The sequence below is a fragment of the Paenibacillus sp. AN1007 genome, from assembly GCF_040702995.1.
GTDB lineage: Bacteria > Bacillota > Bacilli > Paenibacillales > Paenibacillaceae > Paenibacillus.
The window spans coordinates 1783872-1805378 of the sequence record NZ_CP159992.1 but is presented as its reverse complement, the minus strand read 5'-3'; the positions used below and the strand labels follow the sequence as shown (position 1 = coordinate 1805378).

Below are 21507 nucleotides of genomic sequence, written 5' to 3'. Positions count from 1 at the left end.
CCCCTCCTCTCCACTTAAATAGACGACAGCTGGTCAGCTGACCCCTGCACGAATGTTTAATTTTTTTATAATAACATACCTATACATCATGAAAGGACCCGGTTGTATTAGGATAATGATGACATCAAAAAAACAGGCACAGAATGATTTCTGGCCTGTTTCTCTTATTAACGTCCCCCATTACGGAAACGCTGCGTATACGCTTTGGCATCCTGCACATTTTTAACCCGATTCCTGCTCCACTCCAGCAGGATTCGATCAATATACCGGAAGTGCACTTTTCCTGCAAAAACAGCTTCCTTCAAAGCCATTAGAATCAGCTCTTCCTGATAACGGTCCTGATCCAGCCAGCTGGATATGGTCTCACATTCCATTGGCGAAAGAGGCCGGCCAAATTCTTTTTCAAAAATAGAGAACATATTTCGTTCTTCCTCTTCTTTTTGAACACTGTTCGAATCTGGACGTGAAGTATTCCTTTTCTGCTGCTCCGACCGGATATGCGCTGCTTCTTCCGCAGTACACACAGCCAGCTTGGCATATAAACCGTTCAGGTCATACCGCTCATACTGAATATCCCGTTCTTCGTCACGATGTTCATCGATGGTAATATAACCGTCCCGCATCAGCCGCTGCAGCATTCTCGCAATGCCTTCGGGAGCAAGTCCCATCCGTAACGCAAGCTCTTCAAGCGTTGGAAATTCGTTGAATTCTGCCTGACGGAATCCCAGCAGCTGGATCAGAAGCAGTACCTCTGTATCGGATAAACCCAGCTGATGATAAAAACGTAATAAAGCATACGGCACCCACGCTGTGCCTGCGGCCATACCATAGGCTGCACCACTTAACCATGCTTTGGAGGACATGTCTTCCATATGCTCTTTGCCGTTCAGCATTAAGGGTACAGGCGATAGAGCATACGAGGGAATGCGATGGTCTCACGAACATGGTCAAGTCCACAGATCCAAGCTACCGTCCGCTCCAATCCCAGACCGAAACCGGAGTGAGGAACCGATCCGTATTTACGCAGATCCAAGTACCACTGGTACGCTTCATCCGAAAGGTTGTGCTCTTCAAAACGCTGCTGCATCAATTCCGGATCATCGATACGCTGTGAACCACCAATAATCTCACCATAACCTTCTGGTGCAATCATGTCGGCACACAGAACAACTTCAGGGCGATTCGGATCCGGTTTCATATAAAATGCTTTGATTCCAGCCGGATAGTGGGTGATAAATACAGGCGTGTTGTATTTCTCGGCAATCGCTGTTTCATGCGGCGCACCAAAGTCTTCTCCCCAAGGAATGTCAAAACCTTGTCCATTCAGGAACTCAATCGCTTCGTCATACGTAATACGCGGGAACGGAGCCGTGATGCCTTCCAGTTTGGAAACATCACGTCCGATGGATTCCAGTTCGGCGCGGCAATTTTTCACCACAGATTGAACGACATGTGCGATAAATTTCTCTTGTACGCGCAGACTTTCTTCATGGTCGACAAATGCCATCTCCGGCTCGATCATCCAGAACTCAATCAGGTGACGGCGTGTTTTGGATTTCTCTGCACGGAATGTTGGACCGAAGGAGTAGACTTTACCCAGAGCCATGGCTGCGGCTTCCATATACAGCTGTCCACTTTGCGTCAGATACGCATCTTCATCAAAATACTTAATATGGAACAGGTTGGTCGTTCCTTCAGCAGATGAAGGTGTCAAGATCGGCGGGTCCACCTGCGTGAATCCGTTACCATCAAAAAACTGCTGAACCGCGCGGATAATCTCTGCACGTATCACCATTACGGCCCGCTGCTTGGTAGAACGAAGCCACAGATGGCGATGATCCATCAAGAAATCAACACCGTGTTCTTTCGGTGTAATCGGATAGTTTTCCGTGAGGTGAATGATTTGCACGCCGGTAACCGTCATCTCATATCCGGAAGCACTGCGCGGCTCTTCACGGATAATACCTGTCACATAGACAGAACTTTCCTGTGTCAGGCTTTTGGCATCATTCCAGATGTCTTCGCTAACTTCACTCTTTACAACAACACCCTGAATATATCCGGTTCCATCCCGCAGCTGCAAAAACTGAATTTTACCGCTGGAACGCTTGTTGTTAATCCAGGCGCCGATCGTTACGGTTTCACCCACATGCTCATTCACATTACGAATTACACAATTCGTATCCATGCCCATATCTCCCCTTGGTTCCATAAATTTGAAAATGCAGCGGACAGGTTCGACCCTGTCCTCTGCACTTCCTTGTCATCCTGTATTTACTTTACAGTTAGATTACTTAGAATTCAATACGATTCGGTGGGTATCACGTGCAATGACCAATTCTTCGTTCGTTGGTACTACGAGTACGTCCACTTTTGAATTTTCAGTTGTAATGCGGCGCGGTTCACCGGAACGAATGGCATTCAGTGCCTCATCCAGTTCTACACCAAGGTATGTCAGCTGCTCACATACTTTTTGGCGAAGAACGACGGAGTTTTCACCCACACCTGCTGTGAATACGATCACGTCTACACCGTTCATTGCGGCAGCATAAGAACCGATGTATTTACGCAGGCGGTATTCATACATTTCGAATGCAAGCGTAGAGTTCGGCTCGCCTTTTTCCATGCCTTCCGTAATCTCTCGCATATCACTGCTGATCCCGGAGATCGCCAGAAGCCCGCTGTGTTTGTTCAGCATGGAATTCACTTCGCTTACGCTCAGTTCTTCCTTGTTCATCACATAAGGTACGATAGCAGGATCAAGGTCACCGCTGCGTGTTCCCATCATCAGGCCTTCGAGCGGAGTCATCCCCATCGATGTATCCACAGATACGCCGCCTTTAACTGCAGTCACACTACCGCCGTTACCGACGTGACAAGTGATGATTTTCAAGTCTTCTACCGGACGACCAAGGTACTCGGCAGCTGTTTTGCTTACGTAGTCATGGGACGTACCATGCGCGCCATAACGACGGACTTTATATTTTTTGTAAAGTACGCGTGGAATAGCATACAGGTACGCATGCTCAGGCATCGTTTGGTGGAATGCAGTATCAAATACCATAACCTGAGGCACACCCGGCATATTCAATTCGGCCGCACGGATCCCCATCATCGCTGCGGGGTTGTGAAGCGGAGCCAGGTCGAACAAACGACGGATTTCAGCTTTGGCAGCGTCATCCACCAGCGCTGACTCTTTAAATGCTTCACCACCATGTACCACACGGTGTCCGACAGCTTGAATTTCGCTAACGGAATCCAGTACACCATTCTCTTTATGCGTCAGAATATCGATGACTTTGCGGATCGCAGTCGTATGCTCCAAAATTTCACTAACTTCCGTGACTTCTTCGCGGCCAGTCGGTTTATGTGTCAGAATGGAAGAATCCATCCCGATTCGTTCAACCAAACCTTTTGCAAGTACAGATTCATCTTCCATATTATACAATTGATATTTGAGCGAGGAACTTCCCGCGTTAATTACGAGTACTTTCACAGCCGGTCACCATCCTTGTCGTACTTGAAGAATCCTTCTCCTGATTTCACGCCCAGATGACCTGCGCGCACCATTTTCTTCAGGACAATGGAAGGACGATATTTCAATTCTCCGAATTCACGGAACATTCTTTCAAGAGCTGCTTCAACGGAATCCAGTCCGAAGCGATCAGCCATCTCAAGCGGCCCGTGCTGGAAGTTGTATCCGATACGCATTGCATCATCAATGTCTTCAGCTGAAGCTACACCTTCTTGCAGTACGTGAAGCGCCTCGTTGATCAGCAGGCAGATCAGACGTGAAGTCACAAATCCAGGGGATTCATAGATCATAACGCCTTTTTTGTCTACCACTTCTTCAACAAAGCGGCGAGTTTCTTCGAATGTAGTATCCGACGTTTTCAATCCGCGAATAATCTCTACAAGATCAACCCGGGATACCGGGTGAATAAAGTGCATACCAATAACACGCTCTGGATACTTGGTCGAGCTTGCAAGCTCGGTCAAACTCAGCGTGGACGTATTACTTGCCAGAATAACATTGCTTGGACATACTTGATCCAATTGGTTAAAGACCGCCTTTTTCGCTTCGAGATCCTCCGAGATTGTCTCAATGACCATATCACAAGAGCCCAGTTCAGCGAGGTGTCCTACTTTGGTAATCCGGGAAAGGATCAATTTTTTCTCCGCTTTGGTAATTGCCCATTTCTCAAGCTGCTTATCGAGATTTGTTTCAATCATGTTATACGCATGATCCAGCTTTTGTGTGGTATGCTCCACGAGAAGCACATCAAGTCCTTTGGCTGCGAGCATTTGGGAAATTCCTTGCCCCATCGTGCCGCCGCCGACAACTCCTATTTTTTTGAAAAACATGGTTCTGCTCCATCCTTTCGGTTCTCTATTTCTCTATTGTACCCTGTTCGCCGAAAATTACAAATTTCGACCCAACAACTAATAATATCTTAGCACGAGTGAAATGTAAAAAAAAATAACCAGCATAAAGAAATTATGCTGGTAAACGTGCACTGTCACGAAATTGACAACGAAATTGTTCCCCTGACAAAACTTCCTCACGCATCAGAATGTCGAGGGAATTGTCGAATATTGTCCGCTGTTCCTCAAGCCGGTGTTTGGTCTGCTCCATCAGTTCCTGCAGAATCATTTTATTCTCCCGCATCAGCTCTTCAGTAGTCACCATATCCATATTAACAATTCCTAATGAGGTCAGACCCGATGCCATCATCGTCTGGACTACGTTTGTCGCCTGCTCAAAGTCATTACGCGAACCTGTCGAGCGTCCGCCATAGTACATCTCTTCAGCGGCCGCACCGCCCAGCGCAATCATGATCTGCTCCTCCAGGAATCGTTTGGTGTACAGAAACTGCTCCTGCTGCGGATTATGCCGTACATAACCGAGAGCCTGTCCACGCGGACTAAGGGCAACCTGGCTTACACTTCCCGGGCGCACAAGCTCTGCCATAATGGCATGGCCCAATTCGTGAATAGCAACTCTTTTCTTCTCTTCCACGCTTGATTCACGATCCGTCTTCTCACCCATCATCACTTTATCGATCGCAAGAGACAGATGACGCTGTTCTATATGCAGCAAGCCCTCGCGCATCGCATAAATCGCAGCTTCGTTCATCACACTTTCCAGCTGGGCACCCGAGAATCCGTAGGACTCTTCAGCCGTTTTCTCCAAACTAACATCCTGCGTCAGAGGTTTGTTTACAGCATGAAGCTCCAGAATATGTTTTCTTCCCTTTTTATCAGGCAAATCGACCTGAATATGACGGTCAAAGCGCCCTGGACGAGTAAGGGCACTATCCAGCATTTCCTTGCGGTTCGTCGCCGCGATCAACAGTATCCTAGGTGTTTCAGAAGTATATATCCCATCCATCTCCGTCAGCAGCTGGTTCAATGTCTGATCATACTCGCGCTGCTGCCCGCCTTCACGTTTACCACCAATAACATCTATCTCATCAATAAAAATGATTGCATTTTCTTTGTTTTCCTTCGCAGCCCGCGCTCTGGCATCCTTAAATAAATCGCGGATACGGCTGGCCCCTACACCGACATACATTTCGACAAATTCACTGCCTGACGCAGCTACAAACACAGAATCTGTATAGTGTGCTGCCGCTTTGGCCATCAATGTTTTTCCCGTTCCCGGAGGCCCCGTTAGTAATATACCTTTGAGCGGGCGAATCCCGAACTTCTGTATCTCTTCATGTCGGATGAGAAAGTCAAGCGCTTCTCTTAACTCCTGCTTGGCACTGTCTTGGCCGCCAATTTCTTCAAAGGTCAATTTGGAAGGTCCTTTTTTCTTGCGTTTGCGTTCTTGTGCGGCACCTACAGTAATTCCGCCCCGCATCTGCATCATGAACAGTAAACCTCCAACGAGCAGCAGAGCAATCAAGATCGGCACGATATTAACACCGATAAAGGCTAGAAAAATAATCAAAACAGGAACAAATCCAACGGCTGCTTCTTTTGTCCATTTAGGCATTAGGCCACACTCCTATCTGACCGGGTATACGCGGCAGTATAATGAACTTGCTGGCATCTCCGTCTCTCAGACTTACATAAACATTGTTGTCATCCATCGCTGTATTGACTTGAATTCCTCCTACTGCCATCTTCGACAAAGTCGGTGTAATCTCGGCGTATTGTTTGTTTTCCATCGCTTGGGCTACAGTAAACATCGCATCGCCCCACCAGTTCTCCAGCGCCTCATTGGAATGATCTACAACGTCCAGTTTAAGCGCACGTGAGCCAATCAGGTTCTGTCCTTCTTTGTGAATATACTGGACCAGTTTTCCCAAATCCACATTTGGTTTCAAATCAAGTTTCATTTGTACATCATTGCGGTTAATAGATAATTGAACACTATTGACTCCCTCGTATTGAGTAACCATTTTTTCAATCGGGCTTTGTACGGCTACTTGACGATATGCGAACCAACCTCCAAATAACAGGACGGCAGATATAACAGCAGTAAGAACAATAGGCAATACTTTCAGCTTCAAATGAATTACCCCTCCCAAAATGAGCCTATTCTCGATCTACAGGCTTATATTTATAATTATTAATCAAAGAGTGAACTTGATGTCTGCATCGTTAACTGCAGATTTTTTTGCGTTTTATTGTAACTTCAGTACATAAATGAGTATATCACATCGTATATACAATATCGAAGGTGAAAATATGAATAAATTATTAATTTTAACTATTTAATTCACAATCATTTGATAGAAAAGCCAAAAAACCGGTTCAGTCGATGTGCTGACTGCCGGTTTCCTGCTCTTTTTCGATTCTAGCTGTTCGGTACGGTATAGACCAAATCTACCTGCTCTCCATTGCTAAACCGATAAAAACGATAATAATTATGCGTACCATCTTTGTAGTACACTTGCCATACGTAGATATTATTCACGACACCTGGCATGATCCGTTTGATCTCACCACCCGGCACCTCGGAACTAAATCGGCTGCGAATCTGCGTTTCGGACATCCCGTTCTGGATCAATTCACTGTGTACTCCCGCAGCGCCCTGGACTGGCTGGTTGTTGTTATCAAATTTAACCCACACCATTACGTTTTGATTATCTTTATTTTTGGCGGTCATCGTCCAATAGATGTTGTCAGAGCCATTCTTCTCGCCCCAGACGTACTTTCGAAGCTCATCAGGCGATGTAATCCCCAACTGGTCTTGTGCGGCTTGTACAGCCAATGCCTCTTCTTTACGCTGATCTTGTGTTACATAGACGTAATACCTTTGAAGTCCAAACAAGATCAGAACCAGAATGAGCAGCGATATCCAGATCCACTTCTTTTTCTTCTTCAAGAGCTGAACTTCCTTTCTCTGAATACTGCGCGTTGATGGCCAGCTTGTCTTTTAACGGGCAAGAAGCTGATCAAAGGCCAATTGAGATTCCCGCAAAATGCGCTCCTCATCCATTGTCAAACACTCGCCATGTTTCACCACTTGTTTTCCGTCTACCCATACATGTTCCACATCTTTAGCCGAGGCAGAATAGATCGCATGAGAGATCAGATCCGTATGCGGATAAAAATGAGCCTGTTCAATATTCAGCGCAATAAAATCTGCCTTCATCCCCATTCGCAGCGCACCCGTGTCGTTCAGGAAAATAGACTTCGCGCCGAAACCTGTTCCAAGCAGCAGTGCTTCACCCGCAGGAACCGCAGTTGGATCGCCAGATACACCTTTATGAATCAGTGCGGCAAGTCTCATTTCCTCAAACATATCCAGGTTGTTGTTGCTTGCGGGTCCGTCTGTACCCAGAGACACGGTAACCCCTGCTTTCAACATAGCAGGCACACGGGCTACTCCGGAAGCAAGCTTTAGATTGCTGCCCGGATTATGCGATACTGCCACATCATGTCGGGCCAGAATCTCAATTTCTTCATCGTTCAGATGAACCGCATGGGCTACAAGCGATGGACGTGAGAAAAAGCCATGCTTCTCTAGGTGAGCTACAGGGCGCAGGCCGTAATCTGTCACGTTCTGCTCTACTTCACGTAATGTCTCTGACATATGCGTGTGCAGCGGCAGGTTAAGGTCATGCGCGGCCTGTACAAGCTTCTCTATGTAATCTGGAGGGCATGTGTAAGGTGCGTGCGGGGAGATAACCGTTGTGATCCGTCCATCCGCCTGTCCGTTCCATTCACGCGCAAATGCTGCGGACTCTTCCAGCTTGCGCATCTGCTCTTCTTCGGAACAAAGTCCAATCACACCGCGAGCCAGTGCAGCTCTTGCCCCGGACTGTTCAACCACTCTTGCCACCTGATCCATATGATCATACATGTCCAGGAACGCTGTTGTTCCGCCTTTTAGCATTTCAAGCACCGAAAGCGATGCGCCCCAGTAAACGTCTTCCGAAGTCATTTTTGCTTCCATCGGCCACATTTTTTCCTGGAGCCATACCTGAAGTGCCAGATCGTCCCCATGACCCCGAAGCAGTGACATGGCCGCATGACCATGCGTATTGATCAGACCCGGCAGGAAGAGAAGTCCTTTTCCATCCACTTTCGCCAGTTGCTCGTCTCCATCCGGCAGCGTCTCACCAATATGCACAATCTTGTCATCCTGAATGACCATATACCCTTGAACTATTGTCCAGTTTGCGCCTTCGTTTACGGCAAATTTACCGTTTTGAATTACCCATCTATTCGTTGTTGTCATCAGACTCTTCTTCCTTCCCGTTTTCTAAATAATAAGCCAAACTGAGCAGATCTGTTGTAAAGTCAGCGTGATGGATACGAACATGTGATGGTGTTTTTAGAATCGTTGGTGCAAAATTCAGAATTGCCTCGATTCCCGATTCAATCAGCTGATCCGCGACGTTCTGAGCTTCCGTATCCGGAACCGTAATAATCCCGATGCGAATGTTATCTTTTTGTACCGCTGCTGCAAGCTCTTCCATCGGCTGGACAGTCAGACTGTTAATCTTACTGCCAATCTTCGGTCCGAACGCATCAAAAATAGCAACAATCTTCATATTGTCTTTCAAGTAAGCATTGTAGTTGGACAACGCTTGTCCTAGATTACCCGCTCCAACCAGAGCCACATTAATCTGCTGGTCAATCTTCAAAATGTGACGAATCTTCTCGATCAGATAAGAAACGTCATACCCGATTCCTTTACGGCCAAAATCACCAAAATAAGCCAGGTCCTTGCGAATCTGGGCCGGATTCAGATCCAATCGCTGTCCAAGCTCCTGTGAAGAAACTGTGGTCACCTCACGCTGAACCAACTCGTTAAGATAACGCAAATATACGGGCAGACGCCGTACTACCGCTTCCGAAATTTTATCCGATTTCATTCCTGCTCCCCCTTACCATTGCCACGATAAAATAATAAATATTGAAAAATGGAGCATTCTGTATACATGCAAAATATGCATCATTCCTCATACAGAATGCCCGTATTGTTGGGATTATAAGTTCATGATGTGCTGCTTTTCGAAGTCTCTTTCGAGTTTAACGCTATGCAGAAGTACAATGCAATGCTATAGCTTACAAAATCGAATCATTTTCATTCACGATGGGACGATCCAGCCATTCGGCGATACGCGGAACCATCTGTTCTGTCAGCATATGCTCCATTTTGGGTCCAGGTAAGGAATACAGGAAGTACTTGCCATAATAAGCTTCAATTACTCGCGTATCATACACGATAACGATCCCCCGATCCTTGCCTGTCCGAACCAACCGGCCAAATCCCTGTTTGAACCGGATGACGGCCTGAGGGACAGACATTTTCATAAACGGATTTTTTTTCTGCTCCTGCAGCAGTTCACTCTTTGCTTCCAGAAGCGGATGGTTAGGCGGCTGAAACGGCAGCCTTACGATTGCGAGACAAGTGAGGGCTTCACCTGGAATATCTACCCCTTCCCAGAAGCTGCTCGTACCCAGCAGAACTGCCGCTTTGGCATCCTGGAATCTTCGTGTGAGCTTGGAACGGTTACCGCTGTCAACGCCTTGGCCCAATAGGGAGATATCATTCCCGGATAAAGCCTCCTTCAACGGCTCATACACTTGTCTCAGCATTTTGTATGAGGTGAACAGCACCATCATACGTCCCTGTGTCGCAATCGCCGTCTCGGCAAGGGACTGTACCAGCATCTGTACAAAGTGAGCATCTCCTACACTGCCTTTCAGACTTGGAAAATCACGCGGAATGACTAACAAGGCCTGTTCCCTATAATTGAACGGTGAAGGCAGCATGGATGTAAGAAGGCGGTTATTGTCGGAAGCTTCCTGCAGGCCAAGCTGTTCAATCATGAATTGGAATGACTTATCCACGGACAGCGTAGCCGACGTAAGCACAACGCTTTTCTTTTTATCAAAAAACATCTCTTTCAGCTGTGCACTTACATCTACAGGAACAGCATACAGCTGCAGTGATTTGCTGCGGAACTGGCCGCTGGCCTCCATCCAATACACCGTCTTGGCATCGTCCATACGCATGAAGAATCTTAAATTCTCCTTTAATGTCGTCAGATCCTTTAACAGCCCGGTGATATCCGTAATTAAACTGTCAGACTGATAATCGTCCTGATCCTCTTTCACTTCAAGCAGCAGCTTATCCCCTTTGCGCACCAAGTCACCAAGGGTCACATAGATTTGGTTCTCCAGTTCCTGCAGCTCCTGCCATTTCGCAGGTTTCTGCGAAGCCTTCAAACGAAGGGAGAACTGCCCGGTTTCACCTGGTGAAGCATCACTGCGTTCCGGCAGCAGGCCAAACAAAGCGTCGCTCAGACGGTCCCACATCTCCTTAACCTCAACGGCAAGCGGGAACATTTGATCCACCATAGAACCCCACTGCACCGCATTTTCATGTCCGGACAGCTGAGAACGCAGCATCGGCAGCTGACCGTTGCGGCTGTCTTTGAACAAGCGGGTCAGCGTGTGAACAAGGGTGAAGTACTTCATATGAAGACCCAGATGTTTACCTGCTACATCTTCCAGATGATGCGCCTCATCAATAACCAGACTTTCATACGCGGGCAGCAGCTGATGGGCAGCCTTCACGTCAGTAAACAGCTTCGAGTGATTGGTAATCACGATGTCAGAAAGTCCTGCTTCATGTTTGGCACGATGATAGAAGCACTTGCGGAACCACGGACAGGATCTGCCGAGACAGGACTCGGATTCACTCTGTACCGTCTCCCAGAAATCGCCTCCGCGTGCACTGAGGTTTAATTCTTCATCATCACCCGTCTCGGTCTGTGTGAGCCATACAATCATTTGGGCTGCGGTGAAGTAGTCCTCTTTAGGCGTGGCAAATTCCCGTTTATTAATCTTGTGCTCGAATTTACGCAGACACAGGTAATGACCTCTGCCCTTGAACACCGATGCTTTAAACGGAAACGGAACCACCTGCGTCAGCATCGGAATATCCCGTTCGCGCAGCTGCTCCTGCAGGTTAATGGTGTGGGTGCTTACCATCACCTTCTGCTCCTGTTTGACACTTTCATAAATGGCAGGCAAAAGGTATCCCAGTGATTTTCCGGTTCCTGTTCCGGCTTCCAGCAATAAATGTTTCTCTTCGTCCAGCGCCTGTCGTACGCTGCTGAACATCTGTGTCTGAGCTTCACGTTCTTCGTAATGATCCAGCGTCTCTTTGAGGTTGTCTCTTACCTGATCCATAAACTGATCAAAGCTGACACCTTCCAGCGGATTCGCTTCTCTCTCATCACGTGGCGCTCCGATCTCCGTCCAGTCGCTAACATTAAGCGCGAGTTGACGATAATACGTATGTCCATCGAGGTCCTGTATCGGGTCTGCTTCCTTCTCGGCACGAAGCCCGTCAAAAAACCAGCCAAGGTCGCTGTCTTCCGGCGCAAACAGATCGCTAAGCCGCTGAATGGTAATCAGCGGAAGCTCCCGCAGCTCATCCAGACATTTGAGAAGCACATGAGCGGTTGCCAAGGCATCACTATCCGCCTGATGAGGACGGTCATGCTCAAATCCGAATTCGGCTGATACATACCCGAGCTGATAGGAACCCAGCGAAGGAAATGTTATTTTCAAGAAATCAATGGTATCCAGAATACGACCCGTAAACGGTAAATACCCGCAGCGGTCCAGCGCATTCTGCAAAAAATGAAAATCAAATGCAACGTTATGGCCTACCAAAACCACATCGTCAAGAAGCGGTACCATCTCCATCATCATCTCTTCGAGGGATGGAGCATCCGCTACATCTTCTTCTGTAATTCCGGTCAGCCCTGTAATGAACGGCGGAATAGGCACACCCGGATTTACATAAGAACTATATATTTGAGTTATGCTGTAGTCATGATCTATGATGGCAAGTCCGGCCTGTATAATCTCACCGTCGGACTGCGTGCCGGTTGTTTCGAAATCCAAAACGGCAAATTTCATTGCAATATACGGTCCCTTCCATTCCAGTCTATGTTACAGCATAGCAAAAAAAAGGGCATTTGAAAATTAACTGACAAAAAAGCGGTGTTTCCGCCGCTATGCCAAAGGAGGAAACACCGTTCTTTTGCCGCCAAATGCCACACTCTTAATTGAGGGCAGTCAGCTGATTTGCATATTGCAGTTTACCTCTGTTCAGCCTGCATACTTCCATGTTGTACAGAGGTTCGGTCAACGTCGGGTCATACTGAAGGGCTTGAGCAAACAGCGACCATGCTGCGTCCAGATTGTACCGCTTGGCTTGAATACAGCCGAGGACATTACAGACAAGACCCTTTAGCCTTGCTGATCCGTTCAGCAGCATAATCTGCTCTAAATGAGCTTCAGATTCGGACATCTGCTCCAGACTTAAGTAAGCGAGCGCGAGATAAAACCGGGCTAGGGCACTATCCGGATAATCATCCACGACCTGTGAAAATTGGTCGATCGCCTGCGGATACATCTGCAGCTTGAAATACCCCTGTCCACGGCTGAAACATTCCAGATGAAGCTCAGGCAGCGACGTGACGGCCTGCTGCTCCGGCTCAAGTGAAGCCGGCTTTTCAAGCTCCTGCTCCCGAAGCTGGCTCATTTTCTCTTCAAACATCAGCCATTCATCCAGCATCCCGTCACTCATGCGTTTGAGCAGATTCCATTTGTGCTGCAGCTCCTGTTTGTCCAGACCCTCAGCGGAAGGATAGCCCTTGATAATTTCATCTAACATGTCGTTCATTTCGGCGAAAACATGCTGGAACATCGATGCATCCCCACCCTTGGAAAAATGGATTAGTGCAGTGTGACCTGTACTCATTTTTTGCTGGATGGGCCGATTTCATTCTCCTTCCCAGCGGATTACAGAATCGTGGCGTGAACTTCCTTTTTCATCGTCTGCACCGGCTTGTTCTGACCGTCCACGAACACCACGGTTGGTTGATGCGCATTCGCTTCTTCCTGGGACATCATCGCATAGGAAATGATAATGACAGTATCTCCAGGCTGCACAAGACGCGCTGCGGCTCCGTTCAGACAAATCACGCCACTGCCGCGCGGACCCGGGATTACATAAGTTTCAAGCCGTGCACCGTTGTTATTGTTTACAATTTGCACTTTTTCATTTTCCATCAAGTCAGATGTTTCCATCAGGTCTTCATCAATGGTAATGCTTCCCACATAGTTCAAATTGGCTTCCGTTACGGTAGCACGGTGAATCTTCGATTTCATTAATGTTCTAAACAAGGGACAGCACCTCCATTTTTTGGATACGCATGTTATCTATTAATCTTGTTTTCCCGAATTTCACAGCCAGTGCAATCAGCAGATCTTCATATGCCTGTAACGGTTCGTCACCCGCAAGAGGTTCAAGACTTGGAAATGCCTGAATCTCCGCATAATCAATGACAGCATGCGCAGCGGTACCAATGTGTTCACGGAGCAAACGACGAATGTCATCCGCTGTAACAGCTGCCCCGGAATCTACAGCTTCTTGTGCCGCACGCAGTGCCTGAGACAGCACTAATGCCTCCTCACGCAGTTCTGTACTCAGATAGACATTACGTGAGCTGAGTGCCAAACCGTCCTCTTCACGAACGATGGGACAAGGCACAATGTCAATCGGCATGTTCAAATCATGTACCATTTGTTGAATGACTGCCACCTGCTGCGCATCCTTCATGCCAAAAAAGGCTTTCTGCGGCTGTACAATGTTGAACAGCTTGGAGACCACGGTAGTTACTCCGTTAAAATGTCCCGGACGGGATGCACCGCACAAGCGTTCTGTAATGCCGGATACTGCAATCGTAGTTTGCGTCGGCTGCGGATACATCTCCTGCACCGAGGGAATAAATACGATATCCACACCTTCTGTACGAGCTGTTTCAACATCCCGTTCCTCATCTCGCGGATAACTGTCGAAGTCTTCATTCGGTCCAAATTGAATCGGATTGACAAAAATGCTCAATACTACGATATCGCTTTGCTGTCTGGCCGCCTGCATCAGACTGGCATGGCCTTGGTGAAGATATCCCATGGTCGGCACAAGTCCTACCACGGCTTCTCCAGAACGGATGGCTTGATTTTTACGCATCAAGCTCAGTTCCTGTCTTAACTCTGCGATCGTGCGTATGACTTTCATCAGCGCGTTTCCACCTTTTCTTTGCGTTGTCCGTACAATCCATCCAGCACACCATCTGCTGCACTGAAGACATGCTCTTCAGCCGGGAAGGAGCGATCCTTCACCTCTTTTACATACGTTTCAATACTGCTGCGAATCACACTTCCTACATCACCATAAGTTTTGACAAATCGTTTAGGCGTGTATGGTGAAGCATATTGAACCACATCATGAAAAACGAGTACTTGACCGTCACATCCCCGCCCTGCTCCAATGCCAATGGTCGGGATCGACAATTCCTTTGAGATTGCTTCGGCCACTTCTTCCGTCACGAGTTCGAGCACGATGCCAAAAGCCCCTGCGGCTTCAAGTGCTTTGGCTTCATCCATCAGACGTTTTGCATCCGCTGCATCCTTGCCTTGAATTCGGTAGCCTCCAATCTGATTCACGGATTGCGGAGTCAGCCCAATATGTCCCAGCACAGGTACACCCGCCTGAACAACCGCTTTGACTGTATCTGCAATTTCAACGCCACCCTCCATTTTCACGGCATGGGCATGACCTTCCTGCATAAGACGACGCACACCTTTGAGTGTCTCATCAATACTTCCGTGATAGGTCATAAAAGGCATGTCTGCAACGATAAACGTATGTTCCGCACCTCTCACAACCGAACGAGTGTGGTACACCATATCGTCAATCGTAACTGGCAGAGTTGAATTGTAACCGAGGACAACATTACCCAAAGAGTCGCCTACCAGAATAATGTCAATGCCAGCTTCTTCAGCGAGCAGAGCCGTTGGATAGTCATAAGCCGTAATCATGCTGAGCGGAGTGCCGTCCTGTTTGTATTTTTTCATTTTCACGATATTCAAAGCTTGTTTCCTAGCCATTCGTTTGTACCCCTTTCCCTTTTCAAATAAACACAACAAAAAAAACCTTTTAGTTTTTCCACTAAAAAGTCCCGAAAAGTCAAAAAAGAGTCACTTGCGATCGTCCCTTCTGTCTCGGTCCTCTTCGGCTCAGAGCAGAATCCAACAACACATTTGTACCAATATTCCATTGTTTCTTGCCCTTGCCGCCTGCATAAAACGCATCAAGCAGAACAAAGGTTTACTGCTCCGGAGTGCAGCTCGGTCTGTACATACCCGATACCGCCTCACGAAATCAGTATACCAAAGTTCTGCTCAAACTTCACGTCTTATGTTCAATTTGTCAGGGTGTGTCTGAAATTGTTGAAGGAAGTAGATTTTGCCAAATTTTCGTTCCCAGCCAGGAAGTTTACCGCAGGCGTGCCGGGGCACGTCAAGGGAAATTGACGCAGCTGGGGGCGAAAAGGGGTAAAAAATACACTTCAGTCGGTTTCAAGACACGCCCTAGTCATATTCGACATATTCGGCAAATATCAGCTTTTCCAAGTCACTTCACCGGATACGATAAGTTCCCGTTCTCCATTCGGTGTTTCCACGATCAGCGCCCCAGAAGGATCCAGCCCAACAGCCTTTCCTTCCACTACGCCGTGGGGATTCGTGACTATAATCTTACGGTTCAACGATACAGACAGCGCCTCCCATAATGAGGCGATTACGCCGAACCCTTCTTTTTGGTATAAAAAATAGAGACTCTCCAGTTCCGTCAAGATAGCGGCTGCCAGCTCTGTCCGGTCAACCCTCTGTCCTGTTTCAATCTGGATAGAAGTTGCAATCTGCTTCAAGTCTTCAGGATAATCCTCGCGGCCAAAATTCGCATCAACACCAATGCCTGCAATACAGTAACGGACCTGATGATCCTCCACCGCAGATTCCAGCAGTATGCCGCACATCTTGCGGCCATTAATCAGCAGGTCATTCGGCCATTTGATCCCAGCCTCCGCGCCTGTACAGGCGCGAACGGCCCGGCATACAGCCACTCCGGTCAAAAGTGTAAGCTGGGGTGTATGGTGCAGCGGAACTTCCGGCCGCAGCAGCACACTCATCCAGATCCCTTTTCCAGGAGGAGAGAACCACTTTCTGCCGAACCGCCCTCGGCCTCCGGTCTGTTCTTCGGAAAAGACTACCGCTCCTTCACCCTCTCCCTCTTCAGCCAGCTTCAAGACATCGCCTTGAGTTGACAAGGTTGAGGGGAGCATAACGGCTTTACGGCCAAATACAGCCGTTTTGAGTGCCAACTGGAGCGCAGCCGCATCGATCGTTTGAGGTTTCGTGACTAGACGGTACCCTTTGCGTGAGACAGCTTCGAATTCGTAGCCCATATCTCGCAATTTATTCACATGCTTCCACACCGCGGTTCGGCTGATCGACAGATGCCGGCTGATCTCCTCGCCCGACACAAATTGTCCGTCAGCTTGAAGCAGCATATGTAACAGATCCTCATGCTTGGTCATCTGCAGCCACCCGTCTCACTTCAGCTCTTAATGCCTCATGCTGATTCGTTATATTGCCAACTGCCGTTTCCCTGAGCAGATGTTTCATCAGCTGTCCAAGCCAAGGTCCGCCCTTGCGGTCCACCAGCTGCAGTACCTGTTCACCAGTGATTTCAAGCTCCTTTATTTCGTGAACGGGTATGGATCGACTCCAGCCTGCAGCGAAAGCCTGAACTTTTGCCAGCCGTGCTTCTACCTGTTCGGAAAGGTCACGCCACCGTTTTGGAAGCTCCTCCTGCAGCATAAGCCAGTCGTCAGCGGCCTGAGCACCACAAGCAAGCTCACTTTCAATCCAGCTCTCCCGAAGCTTGTTGTCCTCCTCATCCTGCTCAACAAAAGCGGTCACCAGCTGTTCCACCTGAAGCACACCTGTAATACGACTGCGCTGTTCATTAGAAAAGGTCCAGTTCCGCAGCAGCTTGTCGGCTTCTTCGCGGTTATAACCACCTGCCAGTAATAGGCATGTCCAACGCAGCAGCACATGATCCCCGGACAAATGCTCCAGACCAGCTAACAAGTCTTTGTTGAATCTGGAGGAATCCACCGGGGCTTTGACATACTCCAGGGCACGACTGCGAAATAACAATTCCAAGCCCTTCAGTGGGTGAGGGCCCGCCATCATTTTCACCATCTCGGTTCGAACCCGTTCCATAGCGATATGCTGAAGCAGTTCACGCTGATGAACAAACCCTTTCCAGGTATTGTATGCAATTCTGAAATTGAACACAGAAGCGAACCTTACACAGCGCAGCATACGCAGCGCATCTTCACCAAAGCGTTCAACCGCAAGGCCCACACAACGTACAAGCTCCTGCTTGATATCGGTTTGCCCCCCGAATGGGTCAACCAACGTTCCGTTAACATCCATCGCCAGCGCATTCATTGTGAAATCACGCCGCTGCAGATCCTCTTTGATGTCCTGTACAAACTGCACTGCTGCCGGCCTGCGATTATCCCGGTAATCCGATTCCGTCCGAAAGGTAGTCACTTCAAAATAATAACCGCCTGCACGAACTGTTACCGTTCCATGCTGCAGTCCCGTAGGAATACAATCTTCAAATAGTGCCATGACCTGCTCGGGTGAAGCAGAGGTTGTAATATCCATATCATCGACAGCCCACCCCAGTAATTCATCACGGACACAGCCGCCAACCCAATAAGCCTCGAAACCGTGTGTATTCAATTGAGTGAGTACGCGCTCACTTTGTTTTGCCATTTCGGCATCTGCTTGAGTCCATTGAACCACCACATCTCACCTCTTTTCCTGCCTGTTGTGGTCCCCCAACTTTAACCGCACACCGGATTCAGACTAGGGATTTCTCTTCCAAGGACACGATAATATATCTGTTCGTATTTCAGGCGGATGGAGTCATTACAGAAATCATGATGTGCACGCTGAAGACAAGCTTCCCGAATATCCGCAGTCAATTTTTCGTCGGTCAGCAGACGAATCGCGTTCTCAGCCATGGACGCGGTATCGCCGATTGGCGAGAGGAACCCTGTTTTCCCATGTATAACAAGCTCGGGAATTCCGCCAGCCTCAGAACCGATCGTCGGTACACCACAAGCCATCGCCTCAAGTGCAACAAGACCAAAGCTTTCTTTCTCTGACGGCAGCATCAGGATGTCGGCCATCGATATTACCTGCGCGATATCATCCTGTCTGCCGAGGAAATGAACCTTGTCATCCAAGCCCAGCTCTTTGATTTTACATTGAATCTTGGGCAGATCAGGGCCCTCACCCACAAACAGCAGCTTCGCAGGCACTTTTTCCTGAACCTGACGAAATACTTCCACTACATCCTGCGTCCGTTTGACCGGTCGAAAGTTGGAAATATGCATAAGTATCTTTTCATGAGGAGCAGCTATATCCCGACGCAGACTTACCGCATCTCTTGGATAATACACACGTTTATCTATAAAGTTGTAGGTCAGATCGATCGGACGCTGGATGTCCAGCAGTTCGACCGTTTCACGAATCAAATCCTGGGACACAGCGGTAACCGCATCGCTTTCATTGATTGCGAGCCGAATCAAGTCTTTCAAAGATTCATCCTGAGCCAGTACCGTAATATCTGTTCCGTGGAGCGTTGTCACCACTTTAAGGTTGTCCCCGACCATCTGTTTGGCTAGAAAAGCACACACTGCATGGGGTACCGCGTAATGTACATGAAGCAGGTCAAGCTGCTGTGCTTTCGCCACCTGTGCCATCTTGGTCGCCAAAGACAAGTCATACGGAGGATAACGGAACACGTAGTAATCATTAACCTCGACTTCATGATAAAAAATATTTTTCTGAAATTTTCCTAATCTGAAAGGAATACTGTTCGCAATAAAATGAACCTGATGCCCCTGTTCGGCCAGCAATTTGCCGAGTTCCGTTGCAACAACCCCAGATCCTCCGAGGGACGGATAACAGGTAATTCCGATTTTTAGCTTACGATCCATCCGGTTGGACGCTCCTTTGATCTCCCGCAATGTGCAGGTTGATATCATGCAGCGGAAATTGATAGTTGGCATGATTCGTTGAAGTGTAAAGTCATTGTTCCATCTATATATACCGATACTTATTTAGTTTAGACGCCAAACTGCTTCACCACATAAGGTGTTACCGTCGCAAAGCCTTCCGCATATGGAATAAGACTGCGCTGTCCTAGCAGGGAATCACGTGCCCTCACCCGCTCAATGTAACCCTGATTCAGCGGAGTTGAAACGATCCCTTCGCCCTGTTCAAATTGGGATCGGTAGCAGCGCAGCGACGCTTCTTTCTGTTCGTAGTGTTCCGTAATATCCACAATCAAATCCGTAGGACCGATATCGTTAATAAAATAAAAATACATCTGCTTCACCTGCACAGCAGGCATGTCCGGCATATAATTCCGAAGCTTCGCATTAAATACAGCCTCCTGCACAAGTTTACTGCACATGATATGATCGGGATGCCGATCCTCCCAATAAGGTGCAAAAACGATGTGCGGTGCATGCCTGCGTATTTCCGCTGTAACTGCTTGTACTTGTTCCGGTGTAATATGGAGTCCACGGTCAGGCAGCCCGAGATTGGTCCGACACGAAAGACCGAGGACGCGTGAGGCTTGCTCCGCTTCCTCGGTTCTGCGCTCCACGGTGCCGTTGGAAGACATCTCCGCACGAGTCAGGTCACATACGCCTACCTTGAATCCGGCAGCTGTATGTTTTGCAATCGTTCCAGCCATTCCAATCTCGGCGTCATCTGCATGTGCACCGAAGATGAGAATATCCAGGCTCATTGTGAGTCACCCGTATTCATTCCTGCCTCCGGCTTGTACTTATGTACCAGTTCTCTCCAAGCAAAGTCACCGCGATCCAGCGCTTTAACTAAAATCTCGGCGGTTGCAATATTAGTCGCAAGCGGAATCCCCTGAACGTCACATAGACGAAGCAGCGCATTGATGTCAGGCTCATGCGGCTGTGCCATCAGCGGGTCACGCAGGAAAATGATCAGGTCCATCTCGTTTTGCGCTACCAAAGCACCGATCTGCTGGTCGCCTCCAAGCGGCCCCGATTCGAAACGATGAATCTGCAGGGATGTGCCTTCCATAATACGAAGACCTGTTGTACCTGTCGAATACAATTGATGATCTGTAAACACAGGCTCATAAGCGGTAACAAAGTTTACCATTTCTTCTTTTTTACGATCATGGGCAATAAATGCGATTTTCAACATGACAATCTTCAATCTCCTTTAGTCGATAAAGTGGTCAAAGCCGTATACGAGTCCTGTATATTCCATTACCTTTTGTACACCAATCTTGACTCCTGGCATATAACCAGCACGCTCGTAGGAATCATGACGAATCTTCAGCGATTGTCCATAATCACCGAATACCACTTCCTGCTGTGCGAATACACCTGGCAAACGTACGGAGTGAATGCGGAAGCCATTGTAGTATCCACCGCGTGCTCCCTCAATTGTCTCTTCTTCATTCGGATTGCCTTGACGAATCTCCTCACGATTAGCTGCAATCAGTTCCGCTGTTTTGATCGCCGTTCCTGATGGTGCATCCAGCTTCTGATCGCCGTGATATTCAATAATTTCCACGTTAGGCATATGTTTGGCAGCCTGTGCTGCAAAACGCATCATCAGGATTGCTCCTATGGAGAAGTTAGGTGCAATTAGTCCGCCAATGCCTTTCTCCTGGCACTGCTTGTCCAACTGTTCGATCTGCTCCGGCGTAAAGCCGGTAACACCCATGACAGGTCTTACGCCATGGCGGATTGCAATCTCTGTATGAGCAAAGGCAAACTGCGGCACTGTAAAATCAACCATGACCTGCGGCTTGGTTTCGGCAAAAGCCATCTCGATATCGTCTGTTACCAACACACCACACTCAGGTAAACCTACCAGTGTTCCAGCATCTGTGCCTGCTCCGGAGCGGTTGACAGCGGCGGCAAGCTCCAAATCCGGATCCTGCAGTACCAGCTTCACCACTTCACGGCCCATCCGGCCAGCCGCTCCGATCACGGCAACTCTTATCACTTCACTCATCTTGGCTGC

General features: G+C 48.2%; 20 protein-coding genes. All 20 read right to left on the bottom strand.

What is annotated here, in order from left to right; translation table 11 throughout:
• Positions 1–167: 167 nt before the first annotated feature.
• Positions 168–872: a DnaD domain-containing protein gene (locus ABXS70_RS08285; protein ID WP_342551662.1), complete on the bottom strand. Its 705-nt coding sequence runs from the start codon at positions 870–872 to the stop codon at positions 168–170.
• 20 nt (positions 873–892) lie between these two features.
• Positions 893–2188 carry an asparagine--tRNA ligase gene (asnS, locus tag ABXS70_RS08280; RefSeq protein ID WP_145331706.1) on the bottom strand — a complete coding sequence of 432 codons (1296 nt, stop codon included), beginning with the start codon at positions 2186–2188 and terminating at the stop codon, positions 893–895.
• Positions 2189–2290: 102 nt separating this feature from the next.
• Positions 2291–3496, bottom strand: coding sequence for an acetate kinase (locus tag ABXS70_RS08275; protein ID WP_342551663.1), 1206 nt, complete (start codon positions 3494–3496; stop codon positions 2291–2293).
• On the bottom strand, positions 3493–4365 hold the full coding sequence (locus ABXS70_RS08270) for a 3-hydroxyacyl-CoA dehydrogenase NAD-binding domain-containing protein (protein WP_342551664.1): 873 nt from the start codon (positions 4363–4365) through the stop codon (positions 3493–3495). The genes ABXS70_RS08275 and ABXS70_RS08270 overlap by 4 nt, the downstream gene beginning before the upstream one ends.
• A 133-nt stretch (positions 4366–4498) precedes the next feature.
• Positions 4499–6001 carry an AAA family ATPase gene (locus ABXS70_RS08265; protein ID WP_342551665.1) on the bottom strand — a complete coding sequence of 501 codons (1503 nt, stop codon included), beginning with the start codon at positions 5999–6001 and terminating at the stop codon, positions 4499–4501.
• Entirely contained in the window at positions 5994–6521 is a 528-nt protein-coding gene (locus ABXS70_RS08260; RefSeq protein ID WP_342551666.1) for a hypothetical protein, read from the bottom strand. The genes ABXS70_RS08265 and ABXS70_RS08260 overlap by 8 nt, the downstream gene beginning before the upstream one ends.
• Positions 6522–6808: 287 nt before the next feature.
• Positions 6809–7339: a DUF5590 domain-containing protein gene (locus ABXS70_RS08255; protein ID WP_342551667.1), complete on the bottom strand. Its 531-nt coding sequence runs from the start codon at positions 7337–7339 to the stop codon at positions 6809–6811.
• A gap of 51 nt (positions 7340–7390) precedes the next feature.
• Positions 7391–8698 (bottom strand): amidohydrolase, encoded by a 1308-nt coding sequence (locus ABXS70_RS08250; RefSeq protein ID WP_366295220.1) that lies wholly within the window; start codon positions 8696–8698, stop codon positions 7391–7393.
• The gene (locus ABXS70_RS08245; protein ID WP_342551669.1) at positions 8682–9338 is read right to left on the bottom strand and encodes a redox-sensing transcriptional repressor Rex; all 657 of its coding nucleotides are present in this window, start codon (positions 9336–9338) and stop codon (positions 8682–8684) included. Before ABXS70_RS08245 ends, ABXS70_RS08250 begins: the two co-directional genes overlap by 17 nt.
• A gap of 193 nt (positions 9339–9531) precedes the next feature.
• Positions 9532–12405 carry an ATP-dependent DNA helicase DinG gene (gene dinG / locus ABXS70_RS08240; protein WP_366295218.1) on the bottom strand — a complete coding sequence of 958 codons (2874 nt, stop codon included), beginning with the start codon at positions 12403–12405 and terminating at the stop codon, positions 9532–9534.
• A gap of 145 nt (positions 12406–12550) precedes the next feature.
• Positions 12551–13198: a tetratricopeptide repeat protein gene (locus ABXS70_RS08235; protein WP_342551671.1), complete on the bottom strand. Its 648-nt coding sequence runs from the start codon at positions 13196–13198 to the stop codon at positions 12551–12553.
• Positions 13199–13293: 95 nt separating this feature from the next.
• Positions 13294–13677: an aspartate 1-decarboxylase gene (gene panD, locus ABXS70_RS08230; RefSeq protein ID WP_111271379.1), complete on the bottom strand. Its 384-nt coding sequence runs from the start codon at positions 13675–13677 to the stop codon at positions 13294–13296.
• Positions 13670–14572 carry a pantoate--beta-alanine ligase gene (gene panC / locus ABXS70_RS08225; RefSeq protein ID WP_366295217.1) on the bottom strand — a complete coding sequence of 301 codons (903 nt, stop codon included), beginning with the start codon at positions 14570–14572 and terminating at the stop codon, positions 13670–13672. The genes panD and panC overlap by 8 nt, the downstream gene beginning before the upstream one ends.
• A complete protein-coding gene (gene panB, locus ABXS70_RS08220) occupies positions 14572–15444 on the bottom strand; it encodes a 3-methyl-2-oxobutanoate hydroxymethyltransferase (protein ID WP_366295215.1) in 873 nt (290 codons plus the stop codon). Before panB ends, panC begins: the two co-directional genes overlap by 1 nt.
• A gap of 512 nt (positions 15445–15956) precedes the next feature.
• On the bottom strand, positions 15957–16934 hold the full coding sequence (locus ABXS70_RS08215; RefSeq protein WP_342551674.1) for a biotin--[acetyl-CoA-carboxylase] ligase: 978 nt from the start codon (positions 16932–16934) through the stop codon (positions 15957–15959).
• A complete protein-coding gene (locus tag ABXS70_RS08210; RefSeq protein ID WP_366295212.1) occupies positions 16921–18222 on the bottom strand; it encodes a CCA tRNA nucleotidyltransferase in 1302 nt (433 codons plus the stop codon). Before ABXS70_RS08210 ends, ABXS70_RS08215 begins: the two co-directional genes overlap by 14 nt.
• 38 nt (positions 18223–18260) lie before the next feature.
• Positions 18261–19421, bottom strand: a complete 1161-nt coding sequence (bshA, locus tag ABXS70_RS08205; protein ID WP_342551676.1) for an N-acetyl-alpha-D-glucosaminyl L-malate synthase BshA — start codon at positions 19419–19421, stop codon at positions 18261–18263.
• Positions 19422–19549: 128 nt separating this feature from the next.
• Positions 19550–20239, bottom strand: coding sequence for a bacillithiol biosynthesis deacetylase BshB1 (gene bshB1, locus ABXS70_RS08200; protein ID WP_342551677.1), 690 nt, complete (start codon positions 20237–20239; stop codon positions 19550–19552).
• Positions 20236–20676, bottom strand: coding sequence for a methylglyoxal synthase (mgsA, locus tag ABXS70_RS08195; RefSeq protein ID WP_342551678.1), 441 nt, complete (start codon positions 20674–20676; stop codon positions 20236–20238). Before mgsA ends, bshB1 begins: the two co-directional genes overlap by 4 nt.
• An 18-nt stretch (positions 20677–20694) precedes the next feature.
• Positions 20695–21498 carry a 4-hydroxy-tetrahydrodipicolinate reductase gene (gene dapB / locus ABXS70_RS08190; protein WP_090917170.1) on the bottom strand — a complete coding sequence of 268 codons (804 nt, stop codon included), beginning with the start codon at positions 21496–21498 and terminating at the stop codon, positions 20695–20697.
• Positions 21499–21507 lie beyond the last annotated feature (9 nt).